This is a genomic window from Rhizobium sp. WYCCWR 11146 (assembly GCF_013591995.1).
GTDB lineage: Bacteria > Pseudomonadota > Alphaproteobacteria > Rhizobiales > Rhizobiaceae > Rhizobium > Rhizobium indicum.
The window spans coordinates 255,504-272,073 of sequence record NZ_JACCEY010000022.1; the positions used below are offsets into that span (position 1 = coordinate 255,504).

General features: G+C 62.0%; 15 protein-coding genes. 10 read left to right on the top strand and 5 right to left on the bottom strand.

The window, feature by feature from the left end; all coding sequences use genetic code 11:
• Positions 1-64 precede the first annotated feature (64 nt).
• The 4 genes from HX899_RS17250 (at position 65) to HX899_RS17265 (ending at position 4,307) form a co-directional block, all read left to right on the top strand.
• Positions 65-1,192, top strand: a complete 1,128-nt coding sequence (locus tag HX899_RS17250; RefSeq protein WP_180196523.1) for a sensor histidine kinase — start codon at positions 65-67, stop codon at positions 1,190-1,192.
• Positions 1,189-1,851: a response regulator transcription factor gene (locus HX899_RS17255; protein ID WP_180196522.1), complete on the top strand. Its 663-nt coding sequence runs from the start codon at positions 1,189-1,191 to the stop codon at positions 1,849-1,851. Before HX899_RS17250 ends, HX899_RS17255 begins: the two co-directional genes overlap by 4 nt.
• Positions 1,848-3,770 carry an ATP-binding protein gene (locus HX899_RS17260; protein WP_180196521.1) on the top strand — a complete coding sequence of 641 codons (1,923 nt, stop codon included), beginning with the start codon at positions 1,848-1,850 and terminating at the stop codon, positions 3,768-3,770. Before HX899_RS17255 ends, HX899_RS17260 begins: the two co-directional genes overlap by 4 nt.
• Positions 3,771-3,839: 69 nt before the next feature.
• Complete coding sequence (locus tag HX899_RS17265) at positions 3,840-4,307, top strand: response regulator (RefSeq protein ID WP_180196520.1); 468 nt, start codon at positions 3,840-3,842, stop codon at positions 4,305-4,307.
• Between the two features lie 51 nt (positions 4,308-4,358).
• On the opposite strand, the gene HX899_RS17270 is transcribed toward HX899_RS17265, so the two are convergent.
• A complete protein-coding gene (locus tag HX899_RS17270) occupies positions 4,359-4,826 on the bottom strand; it encodes a nuclear transport factor 2 family protein (protein WP_181292919.1) in 468 nt (155 codons plus the stop codon).
• A gap of 137 nt (positions 4,827-4,963) precedes the next feature.
• On the opposite strand from HX899_RS17270, the gene HX899_RS17275 reads away from it, so the two are divergent.
• Entirely contained in the window at positions 4,964-5,335 is a 372-nt protein-coding gene (locus HX899_RS17275; protein WP_180196518.1) for a helix-turn-helix domain-containing protein, read from the top strand.
• Between the two features lie 13 nt (positions 5,336-5,348).
• Here the strand turns inward: HX899_RS17275 and HX899_RS17280 are convergent, their stop codons facing one another.
• Positions 5,349-6,323 carry a zinc-dependent alcohol dehydrogenase family protein gene (locus HX899_RS17280; protein WP_181292920.1) on the bottom strand — a complete coding sequence of 325 codons (975 nt, stop codon included), beginning with the start codon at positions 6,321-6,323 and terminating at the stop codon, positions 5,349-5,351.
• 52 nt (positions 6,324-6,375) lie between these two features.
• Here HX899_RS17280 and HX899_RS17285 point away from each other — a divergent pair, with 52 nt between their 5' ends.
• The 3 genes from HX899_RS17285 to HX899_RS17295 are packed head-to-tail and all read left to right on the top strand — an operon-like array spanning position 6,376 to position 9,534.
• Complete coding sequence (locus HX899_RS17285; RefSeq protein WP_181292921.1) at positions 6,376-6,792, top strand: thioesterase family protein; 417 nt, start codon at positions 6,376-6,378, stop codon at positions 6,790-6,792.
• 29 nt (positions 6,793-6,821) lie between these two features.
• Positions 6,822-8,351 (top strand): class I adenylate-forming enzyme family protein, encoded by a 1,530-nt coding sequence (locus tag HX899_RS17290; protein WP_181292922.1) that lies wholly within the window; start codon positions 6,822-6,824, stop codon positions 8,349-8,351.
• The gene (locus HX899_RS17295) at positions 8,329-9,534 is read left to right on the top strand and encodes a thiolase family protein (RefSeq protein ID WP_181292923.1); all 1,206 of its coding nucleotides are present in this window, start codon (positions 8,329-8,331) and stop codon (positions 9,532-9,534) included. The genes HX899_RS17290 and HX899_RS17295 overlap by 23 nt, the downstream gene beginning before the upstream one ends.
• A 20-nt stretch (positions 9,535-9,554) precedes the next feature.
• Here HX899_RS17295 and HX899_RS17300 read toward each other — a convergent pair whose 3' ends face one another.
• Positions 9,555-10,013 carry a carboxymuconolactone decarboxylase family protein gene (locus HX899_RS17300; protein WP_181292924.1) on the bottom strand — a complete coding sequence of 153 codons (459 nt, stop codon included), beginning with the start codon at positions 10,011-10,013 and terminating at the stop codon, positions 9,555-9,557.
• A 397-nt stretch (positions 10,014-10,410) separates the two neighbouring features.
• On the opposite strand from HX899_RS17300, the gene HX899_RS17305 reads away from it, so the two are divergent.
• Together HX899_RS17305 and HX899_RS17310 are read left to right on the top strand one after the other, a co-directional pair.
• Positions 10,411-11,175 carry an SDR family oxidoreductase gene (locus HX899_RS17305; RefSeq protein WP_180196512.1) on the top strand — a complete coding sequence of 255 codons (765 nt, stop codon included), beginning with the start codon at positions 10,411-10,413 and terminating at the stop codon, positions 11,173-11,175.
• A 46-nt stretch (positions 11,176-11,221) separates the two neighbouring features.
• A complete protein-coding gene (locus HX899_RS17310) occupies positions 11,222-11,635 on the top strand; it encodes a cupin domain-containing protein (protein WP_180196511.1) in 414 nt (137 codons plus the stop codon).
• Between the two features lie 44 nt (positions 11,636-11,679).
• On the opposite strand, the gene HX899_RS17315 is transcribed toward HX899_RS17310, so the two are convergent.
• Together HX899_RS17315 and HX899_RS17320 are read right to left on the bottom strand one after the other, a co-directional pair.
• The gene (locus tag HX899_RS17315) at positions 11,680-12,963 is read right to left on the bottom strand and encodes a cystathionine gamma-synthase family protein (protein WP_181292925.1); all 1,284 of its coding nucleotides are present in this window, start codon (positions 12,961-12,963) and stop codon (positions 11,680-11,682) included.
• A gap of 73 nt (positions 12,964-13,036) precedes the next feature.
• Positions 13,037-14,116 (bottom strand): YihY/virulence factor BrkB family protein, encoded by a 1,080-nt coding sequence (locus HX899_RS17320; protein ID WP_180196510.1) that lies wholly within the window; start codon positions 14,114-14,116, stop codon positions 13,037-13,039.
• Positions 14,117-16,570: the final 2,454 nt, after the last annotated feature.

Below are 16,570 nucleotides of genomic sequence, written 5' to 3' on the forward strand. Positions count from 1 at the left end.
ATGACATTCCTGCCGGAATGACTATCGTGCCCGCGTCATTCATCTCGGAGCAGTCCCGTCAGGCATGAACCACGATACAGGCACGACGCATTCGCCGAACGTCGCGGAATTGAGGGCTCTTTACCGGGCGGCGGAAGCGCGCGCGGCCCGGCTGCGCTTCATCATCGAGGCCCGAAACCTGCTTGACACCCAGGCCTTCCAAACGGCTGCCCTGGAGGTTCTATCGCGGCTCGCCGACTTCGCGGGAGCAGCCTTTGCCGAGCTCGTTTTTCCATCCTTGCAGGGAGATCTGCCGGTGCAGCTGATGGTCGGCAAGTCGACGAGCCCGGGAAGCGACAGCATCTTATTTACCTCGCAGGACGGCTCCGGTTTCCACCTCACGCTGGTCGGTCCGTCGAGAGGCCGCGCCATCGACGCCGACGATCGGCAGACATTGGAGGTGGTGGCAGGTCAACTGGCCGACGCTTACAATCTTGATCGGCAGGCGGCGGAAAATCAGGCGCTTCTCGGCGATCTGGAACGGCAGCGCAGCGAACTCGCAGCCCTCGTCGCGCAACTGATCCAGGCGCAGGAGCAGGAGCGGCAGCGAGTAGCGCTCGATCTTCACGACGGCTCGGCGCAGCTGGCTGCAGGCCTCAGCTATCGCCTGCAGGACCTCGCGGCCCGCATCGGCGAGGCGCATGTCCTGAAGCCCGAGATCGACCAACTCGCTGCACTGGCGCGCCATTCCGTTGCGGATCTCAGGGCGGCCATCGCCGATCTTCGCCCGCCCGAACTCGATGATCTCGGTGTCGCCGCGGCCCTGCGCACGCGTCTCGATGCGATCGACGGTCTCGAAGTGATCGCCGATCTCGATGCCGCCTCCGATCTCTGGCCGGCATCGACGGGGATCATCTTCTATCGTGTCGCGCAGGAAGCGATCACCAATGTGATCAAGCACGCCGAGGCGAGCCGGCTGGTCGTCCGTCTCTTCGAGGATGACGCGGGCGAAGCGCATCTCGAAGTGATCGATGATGGCAAAGGCATCGGCGAGTTGCGCCATCCTCAGATGCGGGGCGGGCAACTTGGCATCGTCGGCATGCGGGAACGGCTGGCGCTGCTCGGCGGCCGGATCGAGATCGAGGCCGGGTCTTCGGGCGGCACGCATGTCCGCGCCGCCGCCCCTCTTGCGCAGGAGACGACATCAGAATGACGGCATCGATCCTTGTCGCCGACGATCACGACATCGCCCGTGCCGGTCTTATCGCCATGATCGGCGGTCAGGAAGATTTCCATGTCGGCTGGGACGTGCGCGACGGCGTCGAAGCGGTGGATGCCTCAGCGCTCAACAAGCCGGATCTGGCACTCCTCGATATCCGCATGCCGCGCATGGACGGCCTCGCCGCGACGAGGGAGATCCGGCGCGTGTCGCCGGGAACACGCGTCATGATCATCACGATGCATGACAGCCTCGATTATCTGGAAGCGGCGATCGAGGCAGGCGCCACGGGCTACCTGCTGAAGGACGCCAGCCGGGAAGACATTCTCCGCACGATCCGCCGCGTCCTTCAGGGCGACGCCTTCTTCGACGGTTCGCTCGTCGCCAAGCTGTTGCGCCGCGCCGCCACCAAGCCGCAGACCAACAGCAGCGCCCTGGAGACGCTGACCATCCGGGAGCGCGAAGTCTTGTCGAAGGTGGCCGAGGGTCTGACAAACAAGGAGATCGCCAGGACCTTGAAAATCTCGCCCGGCACCGTGAAGATCCACGTCGAGCGCATCATCGGCAAGCTGGGCGCCGGCGACCGGACGCAGGCCGCAGTCATGGCCGTGCGCGGCGGGCTCGTTGCAACATCCAGCGAAGAACAGCCATGACCCTGCGTTTCGCCGATCTGCCGCTGAGGGCGAAGGGCATCGTCATCATCACCGTGCCGCTGGCGCTGCTGCTTGCGGCTCTCGCTTCCGTCTTCGTGGCCGACCGGCAAAGCCGGATTGCCGAGGATCAGGTGCGGGTCACGCTCGAGATCCAGTCGGGCATTCAAGAGATCCATGCCTCGATCGCCGAAGCGGCCACCGCGATGCGCGGTTATCTGCTGACCGGCAGAACCGATTTTCTCGATCCCTTCAACCGGGCCGAAGACAGGCTGCCCGTCGTGCTCGATGAAGTCGGTCGCCGGTTGCGGGATGACGAGCAAAAGAGCCGCCTCGAACGCATCCGCACCCTCGTCGTCGCGAAAGTCGACCGTCTCCAGCTCCTGAAACAGGCCGACATCCTGCGCGCCGGCGGACGCGAGGATCTTGCGGCCAAGCTCATCGAGGGCAAGCAAGTCCTCGATGTGCTGAGACAGGAAATCGACGCGATGAGCCGGCGGGAGGCCGATCTGCTTCACGCGAGGACGGAGGCTGCCGACCGGGTTCGCACGCTGTCACGAAGCCTGATGATCGCCGCCGGCTTCCTTGGGTTTGCCGGCGCGCTCGTCGCCGTCTTCCTGTTTTCGGCGAGCATCGTGCGTCGCGTGCATGCGCTGAAAGCCGAGGCGCATCGGCTGGCGCAAGGTGAGGTCGTGATGGTGGCGGATCCCTTCCGCGATGAACTCGGGAGCCTCGGACAGGCGCTCGAAGATGCGAGCGTGCTTCTGAAAAAGCGCGAGGCTGATCTGACCGAGAGCGAGGAGCGCTTTCGGCAATTGGTCGAAGGCGTCAGCGACTACGGCATCTTCGGGCTCGATACTTCAGGACGGGTGATAAGCTGGAATGCAGGCGCCGAGCGGATCACCGGTTATGGCGCCGAGGAGATCGTCGGCCAGCATTTTTCCCGCTTCTATCCCACGGAAACCAGGGACACATTTCCGGCAGAAGAGCTTGCCGAAGCAGCCCTTCACGGACGCACCGAAGCGGAAGGCTGGCGCGTTCGCAAGGACGGGTCGCAATTCTGGTCGCACGTCGTCGTGACCGCACTCCATAACGAGACGGGCTGGTTGCGCGGCTTTTCCAAGATCACGCGAGATATTACCGAGCGCAAGCAAATCGAAGAAGCCCTGCTTGGCGCCCGTGAGGATGCGATCCGTGCGAGCAACGCCAAGAGCGAATTTCTGTCGCGCATGAGCCACGAACTGCGCACGCCGCTGAATTCCGTCCTCGGCTTCGCACAGCTTCTGGAAATGGACGTCACCGATACCGAGTCCAGGGAGAGCGTTGCGCAGATCTTGAGGGCCGGCCGGCATTTGCTCAGCCTCATCGACGAGGTTCTCGACATGGCGAGGATCGAGGCTGGGCACATGGATCTCGCTGTCGAAGCACAGCCCGTCGCCGAGGTGATCGATGAAGCCGTGTCGCTTGCAAGACCGCTCTGCGGCAAGCAGCAGATCACGATCGAGGTCGTCGGGCCGGTCGAGCCGGATCTTTCGGTGCTCGCCGACCGACGGCGTCTGCTGCAGGTGTTCCTCAACCTCCTCTCCAATGCGGTGAAATACAATCGCCCCCAGGGAAGTGTAACCGTCAGCCACCGCGCGATGGATGGCGGCCGTATCCGCATCGAGGTCAGCGATACTGGTCCCGGAATTCCGGCCGAACGCGTCTCCCGGCTATTCACCCCGTTCGATCGGCTGGGGGCGGAACGGATCAGCCAGGAGGGAACCGGTCTCGGGCTCGCGCTCTCCAAACATCTGATCGAAGCCATGGGCGGCACACTTGGCTTCAGCAACCGTAAAGGCGGCGCCACGTTCCAAGTCGATCTGCCGCGCGCGCCTGCAGCGGTAGAGGCAAGACCGGTTGCGATGGGAAGCCCGCCGTAAGGCATCGCCTTTGATTTGGCCGCCCAGCTTGATATCAGTTTGGCATCGCTTCAACGAAATATTGGGTCCATGACAGATTCCACCGATATCGTGCGCCGATCGACGATCCTGATCGTCGACGACGAGCCCGCCAATGTCTCGCTGTTGGAGCGTATCCTCAAGCGCGAAGGCTTTACGGCGCTGATCAGCACCACCGAGCCGCGCGAGGCCTTGCGGCTCTTTCGCGAACATCCTGTCGATCTCGTTCTTCTCGATCTGATGATGCACGATCTGGACGGTTTCGCCCTGCTCGAGACCTTTGCGAGGCTCATCCCTGAAAACAGCTATCTGCCGATCCTGGTGCTCACTGCCGATGCGACCTTGCCGACGCGCAGGCGCGCACTTTCGCTCGGCGCCAGAGATTTTCTAACGAAACCATTCGATGCGATCGAGGCCATCCTGCGTATCTTCAACCTTCTCGAAACCCGTATCCTGACCCTGGAGCTTGCCAAACACGGGCTGACAACGCCGAAATCGGAGCGTCCCCGAATTGATTGATGCGGATCGCGCCGACAATGGGGGCCAGCCAGGACGCCGGCCCCACTCAACTCAGAACATGGTGTTCTTGTTTGCCGCCTCTTTCGAAACGGCCTGGATCACGTCCCAGTGCTCGACGATCTTGCCGTCCTTGACGCGGAAAATATCGACGATCGCCTGGCCGAGGTCGCCTGCGCCGTTCGTCGCATGCACATGCAGCCAGACCAGATCGCCATCGGCGGCGCTGCGGACGATCTCGGCCTTCGATTGGGCATTGTCCTTGAAGAAGCCGGTGAAGAAGGAAATCAAAGGCTTCTTCCCGTCGGGAACTTGGGGATTGTGCTGCCGGTAATCGTCAGCGACGACCGAGGCGGCCTCGATATCGTGCTTGTTGAAGAACCTGTCGTAGAATTCCACCACCAGCTTCCGGTTGGCGTCCTCGATCTTCAAATCCCGCGAGGCCGATTCAGCAAAGGCCCCGGCCGGCGCGGCGACACCTGCCAAAATGACGAGTGCGAAAAGCGATTTCCCGAATGTCATGCATCAAGCTCCTTGGTACGGATTCGCGATCTAGTCTAGAAAGAAGACTATGAGAGCTGGTCTATGAAACCGCGGCATGCCGAGCAAGAAGGCAGGTTTTAGTGGCAAGGTCAGCCGACGATGACCGAGGACGGAGCATGCCCAAGGAAATGGACGATCCGAAACAACAGCCTGGGGCGGGATGCCCGATCAGAGGCGTGCTCGATCGTATCGGCGATCAATGGAGCCTGCTCACCCTCGAGGCACTGGAAGACGGAAAGAAACGCTTCAACGAGCTGATGCGCGAGATCGGTGACATCTCGAAGCAGATGCTGTCCAAGACGTTGAAGCATCTGGAGCAGGACGGCTTCGTGCGGCGCACCGTCTATCCGGAGGTTCCGCCTCGGGTGGAATATGAGCTGACGGATCTGGGGCAATCCTTCCTCATCCCCATGAAAACCTTGATCGGATGGGCCGAGCAGAACCATGCGGCAATCACCATCGCGCGGCAACGGCACGAAAACGCCTAGCGGCGAAACCCTGTCAGGCCAAGAGCACCTTGCCCCCCGTTCGGAAGGGAAGCGCGGACAGCAGGGCTTGCCGGACATTTTCCAAGGGGAATACCTCCCGCACCTCGGTCGCGATGACCTTCGAAACGATGTGCGCCGCGACCTCGGAATAGGCCCGTTGGACATCCCCCGTGGCCTGCGAATGAACCCATTCCCGGAGGTGAAAATAGGAAAAGGCGATATCGGGATGGGACGCCCAGAATGAATTCGGGATGCTCTGCCCCGAGAGCAGACCGTAATGCACGAAGCGTCCGCCCGGCCGCAGCGCATCGGCGAGGACTGCGGCGCGCGCTCCTCCGACGCAGTCAAGCACAGCGTCGAGCCCATGCCGGCCGGTGAGCCCGGCGACCAGATCGCTTTCGCTTTCTTCCCTATCGATGATGACAGCCTCGACCCGGCCGCGCAGGCGCTCAAGTGATGCCTCGCTGCGGACGATGGCGACCGGCTCCACGCCTGCCGCGTTGGCGAGACCGATCAATATCGCTCCGATCGAAGAGGCGGCGGCATTGATGGCGATGCGCATGCCCGGCCTCAGCCCGATCTTGGCATGCAGCATCAACCAGGCCGTCATCGGATTGACGTAGCTCGTCGCAGCTTCGAAGTCGGTGAGCTCGTCAGGAACACGCAGGCACCAGCCGGGATCGGTATCCTTGAATTCCTGCCACCCGCGGGCGCTGCGCACCGGCAGCACGCGTGCCCCGGGGGGAAGCCCATGAACCTCTTCACCGCACTGTTCGACCACGCCGAACGCTTCGAAGCCGGGAATGAAAGGCAATGTCGTGCGTCCGCTATAGGCTCCCGATATGGTGATGATATCGGACGGATTGATCGCCCGCGCCAGCAGGCGCACTCTCACCTCGTCGCGCCGCAGCGGCGGCAGTGCGGCCTGCTCGAGCTCGACGACATCCTGAGCCGGGCCGAATTTTCGCACGACCGCCTGATATTGCATTGCATCCCCCACACACTGCGGTTAGATCACCCCGTCGAATTTCGGTGATCGAATGAGCGTTGACGACAGGCCTTTAGCATCGTTCCGGGTCTCGATGCGAGACATCGACATCTATGGTCATGTCCACAACTCCCGTTATCTCGATTATTGCGAGGATGCGGTCGTTGAGTTTCTGCGGCAACGGCAAATTCTCAGCCATTTCCGTCACACCTCCTCCGGCGTTGCCTATCACGTGAAGAAGGCGGAGATCACCTATCACGGCCCGATCGATCTTGACGATGTTATCGAGGCAAAGGTGGACGTGGAGAAAATCGGGCGCACGAGCCTGTCCTTTGCCATAGAGCTCTTTCGCCAGCGCGATGGCGCTCATTGTGCATCGGCGCATTTCGTCTGGGTCTGCGTCGGCCTCTCCGACAGCCGCCCGACGCCGATTCCCGAAGCGACCAGAGCCGCTCTGTCTCCAGGCTGATTGCCGATCGTTCAAACCAGCGGGTGTCCATGCCGATCCATGCGCAGCTTCTTCGACATGCAACGGAAACACCGGACAAGCCGGCGCTGGTGATCGATGGGCACTCGCTCAGCTATGGCGAGCTCTATGTGCGCGCCAAGGCAATTTATCGGTTTCTCCAAGATCTCCCTCGCTCGAATCGCCGCACGCTCGATCTGCCCGGTGTGGAGAAGCTTGCCGCTCTCAGCCTTGGCAACCATATCGGCTTTGCCGAGTATTTTGCGGCGGCCACCGCTTTCCCGAATGCCTGCGCGGTCATCGACCCGATGATGCCGGCGGAAAGGGTCGAACGCATAATCGAGCGCCTGGCGCCTGACGTTCTGATTGTCGACGACGATGCCGGGCCGAGTGCTGAAATTGCCCGAAGACTCGGCATTCCCGTTGTCGCTGCCGGAGCCGAGGCCTTCGACCTTGCCGCGGCGGAAGGTGAAGCCGAGCTGCCGGCCGATACCGACAAGATCTTTCTGATCGGTTTCACCTCGGGGACCACCGCCGAACCGAAAGCCTATTATCGCTCGCGCGAACAATGGCGCCGGAGCCTCGATCGCGGACGCGTTGTTTTCGAACTCGAAGACGCGCCCTCGACAATGTGCCCGGGAGCGCTCGCGCATGGCCTGGCGCTTTATGCATTGGTCGAAGCTGTTGATGCCGGGGCAACCTTCCATTCAGTCCGGAAATGGGATCCCGTCGCAGCCGCACGCACGCTCTCCTCCTGGCACATCGAACGGCTGGTCGCCGTGCCGACACATATAGCGGGCATTGCAAGAGCGTGGGCGGGTGAACCCGCTCTGACCTCCTTGCGCGACGTCCTGACCGCCGGCGCAAAGCTTGACAGGAACGGGGTCGAGTCCATGCGTCGCCTTTTTCCGAAGGCGCGCATCCGGGAATATTACGGCGCATCCGAGATTGGATTCATGACCGTCTCGACCCTTGTCGGGAGCGAGATCGATTTTCCGATCGACCGGGTAGGACAAGCCTATCCCGGCGTGGGAATTTCCATTCGCGATCCCGATGAAAACGACGTCGGGACCGATGTGGCGGGAACTATATTCGTCGACAGCGACCTGATCGCGGATGGATATCTTTGGGGCGACGACGGTCAGGCCTTCCGGGTCACAAAAGCCGGGGCGACGGTCGGGGATCTCGGCGAACTCGACGCCGATGGTATGCTGCGGGTGATCGGCAGGGCGGGCGGCATGATGATATCGGGCGGCAACAACGTTTATCCCGCCGAAGTCGAGAGTGCGCTCAAGGCCTGCCCCGGCATAGAGGATGCCGTTGTCTTCGGGCTGCCGGACGCCTATTTCGGTCAGCGGATCGTCGCCGTCGTCTCGGGAGAGACGATGGACCCGAAAATCCTGGCCGATCATTGCGCGCAGATGCTCGGGAAGTACAAGATCCCCAAGCAATTCTACCATATAAGGTCCTGGCCGATGACGAGCAGCGGCAAGATCTCGAGGGGGCAAGTGGAGACATCGGTGATCTCAGGAGACGATCTTGTCCTACGCCTATCAGCCTGAGGAGGATTGGCAGCCGGTCGTGGTTGCCGCCTACCGGTCGCCGATCGGCCGGGCGTTCGGATCGCTTGCTACTGTCGCGGCGGAAGATCTGCTTGCGCCGATCATCCGTCGCATTGTTTCCGAAACGGGAATTGCGCCGGAAAACATCGATGATGTGCTGGTGGGCAACGCCGCCGGCGGCGGCGGAAACATCGCGAGGCTGGCAGCGCTGACCGCAGGTCTGCCCATGGCGGTTCCGGGTGTTTCGATCGACCGGCAATGCGGCTCTGGCCTGGAAGCGATCATCATGGCGGCCCGGCTGATCCAGGCGAAAGCCGGTTCGTGCTTTCTCGCCGGCGGCGTCGAGAGCGTCAGCACCGCGCCATGGCGCGTAGAAAGACCAAAGGCGAATGGGATGCCGCCGCGATTTTACGGGCGCGCCCGGTTTTCGCCTGAAGCGATCGGCGATCCGGAAATGGGAATTGCCGCCGAAAACGTCGCCCGTCAATTCGGCATATCGCGGCAGAGACAGGATGAATTCGCCCTGCGCAGCCATAGGCTCGCCGTAGCGGCGGCGGAGGCGGGGATCTTTCGGCCCGAGGTCGTTGACATTTCCACCGGCCACGGTCTGATCGAACGGGACGAGTGCCCGCGCCCGTCCACATCTCTTGAGGCGCTCGCAAACCTCCGGCCGGTCTTCCTGGCCGATGGTTCGGTGACAGCCGGTAACGCTTGCCCGCTGAACGACGGCGCCAGCCTGGTGCTGGTCATGAGCCGCGCAATGGCGAGAAGTATCGGTATCGAAAAGGGCCTTGCCTTCATCGACAGCGCCGCTGCCGGTGTGGATCCCAACCTGCTCGGCATCGGCCCGGTCGCCTCGACCAGAAAGCTATTGCAGCGTCAGCCCGGGCTCTCGCTCTTAGACATCGATGCCATCGAATTCAACGAGGCTTTCGCGGCCCAGGTTCTGGCATCGCTGGATCAGCTCGCTATCCCTGCCGACGCGATCAACAAGGACGGCGGAGCAATTGCCTTGGGCCATCCGTTCGGCGCCTCCGGCGCAATCCTCGTGACCCGGCTGTACAGCCAGCTGATCCGCGACGCCGGGGGAAGTTGGGCGCCCGGCGCGACCGCCCTGGCGATGATCGGCATCGGCGGAGGCATAGGGCTGACCGCCATGTTCGAGACTACCCAGCTTTCTTGATCCGTCGAAGGCGCAGACCGTCAGGCGGCGGCGCGTTTGTGATCTGCCGGATGCTGAAGCCGGAAGCCGATCGCCAGTCTGTTCCAGGCGTTGATCATCGCAATACCGATCGAAAGGGCCACGAGCTCGTCATCCGAGAAGTTGGCGTGTGCCTCTTCATAAACATCATCCGGCGCATGGCTTTTCGCGATCTGAGTGAGAGCCTCGGCCCAGGCGAGTGCGGCCCGCTCCCGAGTGGTGAAGAGCTGCGACTCCCGCCACGCGTTCAGAAGCAGCAGCCGGTCATCCGTTTCGCCGAGCTTCAGCGCGTCCTGGCGGTGCATGTGCAGGCAGTGAGCGCATCCGTTCACCTGGGAAACGCGCACTTTGACAAGTTCGAGCAACTTCGGATCGAAGCTTTTGGCAATCCAGCCTTCAACGGCCACGAGGCCGTCGATGCCGCTGTTCTTATGGGCCATGAAGTTCAGACGCTTGATCATTCTTATCTCCACCGTGAGAGGATTGATGACGCAAGCCTCGGCTTGCAGGCCAGTGAATACGCCTTGCCTTCCGGGTCGGCCATCTGCCCCGACGGTACATCAGGCCGATGCTTGTCGACGTGATGTTCCGCCATTTCGGCCGGCTGCCTCGACCGCAGAGCTAGCTGGCCTACTACGTTCGCATAGGGTGACAGCGACCGAGGAAGAATAGTTTGGGGCCGCGATCCGGCGCATTCTCCTGCTCATCGGTTACACCGGCCGCACCGGCGACGGTCCCGATGAAGTCGCTTCGCTCATCGAGGACGCGGTTTCGCCACGCCGAGCAGTTGCCTGCTCGCTTTCAAGTCAAAGGCAAGTCAACAGAGGAAACTCCTCGTAAAGGACAAGGAGACTACCCATGAAAATCGTCGTTATCGGCGGCACCGGCCTCATCGGCTCGAAGACCGTGGAAAGATTGCGCAACAAGGGGCACGAGGTGTTGGCGGCTTCGCCGAATTCGGGCGTCGATACGATCACCGGCAAGGGTCTGGCCGAAGCGCTCGCCGGGGCACAGGTGGTTCTCGATCTCGCAAACTCGCCCTCGTTCGAGGACAAGGCCGTCCTGGAATTCTTCCAGACGTCGGGCCGCAATCTGCTCAAGGCAGGGGCTGCCGCCGGCGTGAAGCATCACATCGCCCTGTCGATCGTTGGCATGGAGCGACTGCAGGGCAGTGGCTACATGCGCGCCAAGATGGCCCAGGAAGAGCTGATCAAGAGTTCCGGCATACCCTATACCATCGTGCATTCCACCCAGTTTCATGAATTCATGGCCGGCATCGCTCAGTCGAACACGGTCGGCCAGACGGCGCATCTGTCGCCGGCCTATCTGCAGCCGATCGCCTCGGACGACGTCGCCGACGTCATGGCCGAGGTGGCGCTCGCCCCGCCTGTCAACGGCACGATCGAAATCGGCGGGCCGGAAAAAATCCGCCTCACTGAAATCGTAACGCGTCTCTTCAAGGCGACGAACGATCCGCGTCAGGTGGTCGCCGATCCGCATGCCCGCTATTTCGGCGTCGAACTCGAGGACAATTCCCTCGTGACCGGCCCCAAGGCGCGGCTCGGCCGGATCCGCTTCGACGACTGGCTCAGCCGGCAGCCGCCGCAGAAAAAGAGCGCCTGACAGCGAGGCTGCACCTGTGGACCCATTCTATCAAAGGAGACTACACATGCTCAGGAAAATGATTTCAGCAGCGGCCTTCGGCGTTGTCCTTGCTGCCGGCACTCAGGCTCACGCCGGAGGTGGGAAAGCGAAGGTAAGCGTCGTTTTCGACCAGAAGCTTCCCAATGTTCCCGGCAAGAGCATGAAGGCTGTGATGGTGGAATATGAGCCCGGCGGCATGTCGCCCGGCCACACCCATCCGAATTCGGCCTTCATCTACGCCACCGTTCTCGAAGGGGCGATCCGCAGCGCGGTGAACGACGGCCCGGTGAAGACGTATAAAGCCGGAGAAAGCTTCGCCGAATTTCCCGGCGATCACCACAGCGTCAGCGCAAACGCCAGCGACACCAAGCCGGCGCGCCTGCTTGCGGTCTTTGTGCTGGACACGGACGAGACGGAACTGACGATCGACGACAAGTAAAGTGCTGCTTGATGCCCGGCGCCGCCGGGCATCGTTTCCCCGGGTCACGCAGCCTGCAGCGCCAGTTCCAGGTCGGCGATCAGATCGTCCGGATGCTCGATGCCGATCGAAAGACGGATCGTCGATTCCAGAACGCCGATGCGCTGGCGGACATCGGCGGGCACGCCGGAATGCGTCATGGCGGCCGGATGGCTCGCAAGCGATTCCGTGCCGCCGAGGCTGACCGCAAGCTTGAAGATCTGGAGCGCGTTCAGGAATTTGAACGAGGCTGGCTGACCGCCGCGGATGTCGAACGAGAAGGTGGAGCCAGCGCCCGTGCATTGGGCTATGAAGGTCCGGCCGGCCGGCGATTTCGGATCATGGTAGGGCAGGTAGTGGACCTTCTCGACCTTCGGGTGATCGCGCAGATAGTCGGCGACGGCCTGCGCATTGCTGTTTGCCCGCTCCATGCGCAGCTGCAGCGTTTCCAGCGAACGACCGAGCATCCAGCAGGAATGTGGATCGAGTTGGGTGCCGATCGCGCCGCGCAGGGCCTTGATCTGCTTGGTCACCGCCTTGCGACCAAGAACGGCGCCGGCGATCAGATCCGAATGTCCACCGACATATTTCGTCAGCGAATAGAGCGAGATATCGGCGCCGTGCTCGATCGGCCGCTGGAAGACCGGTCCGAGCAGGGTGTTGTCGCAGACGATGATCGGCATATGACCGTGCCTTGCACCGATCGCGTCGGCCACGCGTCGGATCATTGCGATATCGACCAGACTGTTGGTCGGGTTGGCCGGCGTCTCGATCAGGATGACGGAAACGCGGCCCTTGGCCATCGCCTCGTCAGCCGCCTTCTGCACCGATGCTTCGCTGACGCCGTCAGCAAAGCCGACGGCGGCGGCGCCGAGGTTCAGGAAGGTCTTCGCCAGCAACGTTTCCGTTCCCCCGTAGAGCGGCTGCGAATGCAGTATCGCATCGCCCGGCCGGACGAAGGCAAGCAAGGTGGTGGCGATCGCCGACATGCCGGATGAAAACAGCACGCCGCTTTCCGTCCGTTCGTAGACGGCGAGCCTGTCCTCGACGATCTCGCTGTTTGGATGGTTGAAGCGCGAATAGACGAGGCCGGCCCCCTTCCCTTCAGGCGGCTCGAGGCGGCCCGACACATAATCGAAGAAGTCGCGGCCATCCTCGGCCGTCTTGAAAACGAAGGTGGAGGTCAGGAACACCGGAGGCTTGACCGCCCCTTCCGAGAGTTCGGGATCGTAGCCGTAATTTAGCATCTGTGTTTCGGGATGCAGCGCATGATTGCCGATATGAGTTTTGGAAGGATGCGGGGCGGTCATCATAGTCTCCTGTGTCGGGACTGCAGAAATGGCAGAATACATCAAAACCATATGAGAGAAGCAATCATCGCGGTCAGCTGATGGTCTTGCCCAGAGTGTCGGCGACATAGGCCCCGCGCGACCCCATCGGCAGCGGCGTTCCCGTCGTCGTGTCCTTCGCGGTCTGATGCTCCAGTTCGGCGTTGAGTTCTCCTCCGACGATCAGAATGACGACGGAAAGCCAGATCCAGATGAGAAAGCCGATCAGCGCGCCGAGCGTTCCGTATGTCGCGTTGTAATTGGCGAAATGGTCCAGATAGAAAGAAAATCCGAGGGACATGGCGGCCCAGGCGATCGTGGTCAGAACCGCGCCCCACGTCATCCACCGCAGCTTGGCAGGCTCGCGGCTGGGGCCGAAGCGGTAGACCGATGTAACGGCCACTGCGACGACCAGCAGAAGCAGCGGCCATCGCAGGAGAAGGGCCATGTGCTCCTTGAATTGATCGAGCCAGAGATAGGAGAGAACAACCGGCATGACCCCGACGAGTGCCACCATGACAACCGTCAAAAGCATCGCGCACAAGGTGAAGCAGAGGCCGATCAGGTTCAACCGGACAAGCCCCCGCTTCTCTTCCTCCTCATAGGCGACGTTCATCGCGTCGAAGATCGCCAGAGTGCCGCTATGCGTGCTCCAGAGGGCGATGCCGAGGCCGACGAAGAAGGTGATGCCGAGCGTCGCGTCGCGCCGATCGACGAGCTCCTTGATCTGATTGGCAAGAAGATCGAACGCTCCTGATGGCATGAGGCCGGCCAATTCGCGAAGATGTTCGGATATGGTGGCCGGATCTGCAACCAGCCCGTAAAGTGACACCAAAGCCGCCATGGCTGGGAAGAGTGCCAGCAGCAGATAAAACGTCACACCCGCGGCAATCAAAGTGACCCGGTCGGCGAGGACCTCGTGGAAGACGCGCCAGAACACGTCGCGAAGGCCGCTGAAAGGGATAGCCTCGGGCACGCTGGCGCTGCGACCATGATCGTCAGGTGCGCGGCCGGTATCCCCAGAGCGAGCGACCGACCTGCGCTCAGTCGCCTGCATCAACACAAGTGCGCCAATCGCTGTGGCCATCATTGTCGCCGCAATGGAGAATCTCTTGAGGTGAAGCACATCAGGCATGAGCTGGTCTCCGGTCTCGTGCGGAGATAACGCAGGGTGCCGCTAAAGGATGCAAGCCGTTGCTTTCCTGCGGACATTTGATGCAGGACCGAGATGGCCCGTTTCCCTAATCGGGTCAGGAGGCAGGATTGGGACGATGGAGCCGCGCCGCCGCTGCGCTCATAAGTCATTGATATCGCTGTATCCACATCCTGCTACGGAAGCAAATCCGGACTTTAGTTTCGTTACCGCTGTGGTGGGAGGCCTTTTAACAGATCTACCGATGGGGCGGCTTGGCAGCCCCGAAGCAGTAGATTGGTGTGCGGCTCATATCGAAAGCGCGACTTGGACCTGAATTCCACCTGCCGCCATTCGATACCGGCGCCTGCCAGCGACCCGCACCTGCAGCCGACGCGCTGTGCAGCAAGCCCGCCAAAACAATAGCGCCGGTGACAATGGCCTGCAATAACCGTTTGCGTTATCAACGGGCAAATAGCGGGTTCGCCCCTGTGAGCCGATTGCTTTCGCTCAGCGCGCCTTATGCCAAGCGTCGTTGAGGCCGAGCCACTGCCATGCCCGCGGACGCGATCTCGATGGCCTCGGTGGTTGCTTGATAGCGGGGCGGCAATCGGCAGAACGCGCCGCGATCGATCAAATGGCCACGCGTAGCCAGCCGCGCGGCGAGGAGGTGGGCATACGACGCGCGCCGCTCCGAACGTCGGCCAGTACGTAGCCCGGCGTTATTTTGCCATAGGCCCCCCCGGCCGCCACCGCAAGCGCTGCTCGGCATCCCGTTCACAAGGCGCAGGAACATCTGCCGACATATCGGCCGGGATGAACGCAGGTCTTCTACACTGGCTGACAGCGAGGGCTGCACGTCATCAAATAGCGTGCATTGATGACGGGCGCGGCCTGTCTGACATGATGGTGCGTTCATGGTACTGCGGCCGGCAATCTCAGGACAAAGCGGACCCGACGCTGCCGTTCCCCATGCGCGGCTCGCTGCTGCAAGCAGATCGGCGGTATTCGTCGCTGCGTCAGGTGCGCTGACGGCCCGCCGATCGATGTCAGCGACCGCCCTTTCGCAACGGGCGGATGCGCCGGAAGAATTCGGCCGTGAACTGGCGATCCTCCAAGATCGAAGGGCGTCCCCTCCCCTTCCGCGAGATCCCTCCGCTCGGTCTTATGTAGCACCGGATGATAGCGAGGCAGCCGTACTGTCGGCTGACTACTACACAGAAGCCGGCTTTATGCCGGATGGGCAACCGACCCTGCGCCCTTTCCCAGGCGAATCCGCAAACCCTAGCTGCAAGGCCGAACGTTGCCTGCTCATGCCGTTGTCCGCGGACAACCGGATCATCAACGTGGTAGTCGCCAGATCGTTTGCGCATGAACTGATCTCCGCAGCAACTGGGTTCGCGCCGGGAAAATATCCCTGATATCGCCGTACTGATTTGCGGTATTAGGGCCGCCTCGATGGCTCTACCTAGTATCGTAGAGCCGCGCTTTCATGCGTCTTGCCGAACAGGCGCGGCGTATTCGGCTCCAAGAGTCCCGCCGGGTCTGCCGGCAGTTTCGCAATGCCGAGAACCTGCTCCCGTCTAAGAGGAGCAGAGCGCCGCCCGTTCGAAGAGGCTGCGAGGCTGCCGACGCTGCGGCTTCGCTCACCGAAAGGGATCCGCGGCAAGGTCGGTGGGACGCCGCGGCGGGGTCATCCTCGCCGCTCTTGCGCCTCCTTGATGAGGTGGCAATAGAGACCGCCTGTCGCTCGGCATTGGCTAACGGCGATGCTTCGGTCCGGCCAGATCGGTAAGCGTGCGGCTCCGTGCTTCGAGGCTCCTGCGGCGCGTCTCAGGCAAAGGCTGGAGAGAGGGCGGCAGGTGAGGGCGGCGACTCCAGCAGCCTGTCAGTTCGCGGTGCATCGATCGGTTCGGCCGTCCAAGCTATGCCTGTTGGTCCTCCTTCCTGAGCTTTGCAGGCCAGAGGACGAAGTCTCGAATGGTGCAGCGGATGGCTGAAAGCTGACGGCAGCATCCGCATGTGCTGGGGCGGATGGTTGGATGCTGTCGCCGTCGTTGGTCATCGGCGTCCGATCGGTCGGCTCGGCGATCGCCTTGTTCGACATCTCGGCCAACTCGGCCGTCAGTCAGTTGGAGATAAGCAAGGCCATGCTCTTGCTCGGGCGAAGGATTGGGCAAGCCAGGTCCAAGGCGGATCGTCGTCGATCATTGAGGCAATCTCCATTCGCGCGTCCGGCTCTTGGCGCACCAGCCGCGCGATCTCCTGTGCCACTTCAATCATTTTGTGGTGGGCAGGTCGGCCCGCTGAAGGTCGGGGAAACTCCCTCCGCCGGGTCCTTTACTCGGCAAGTTGTCCGCGGACAACCCCTCGCCTAGAGCCTTTCCGGGTTAGATTGCAGCATTCTGTTGGCTCAAACGGAGTCGGATGGTCGACCGGCCGGCGCGTGTCGTAGCC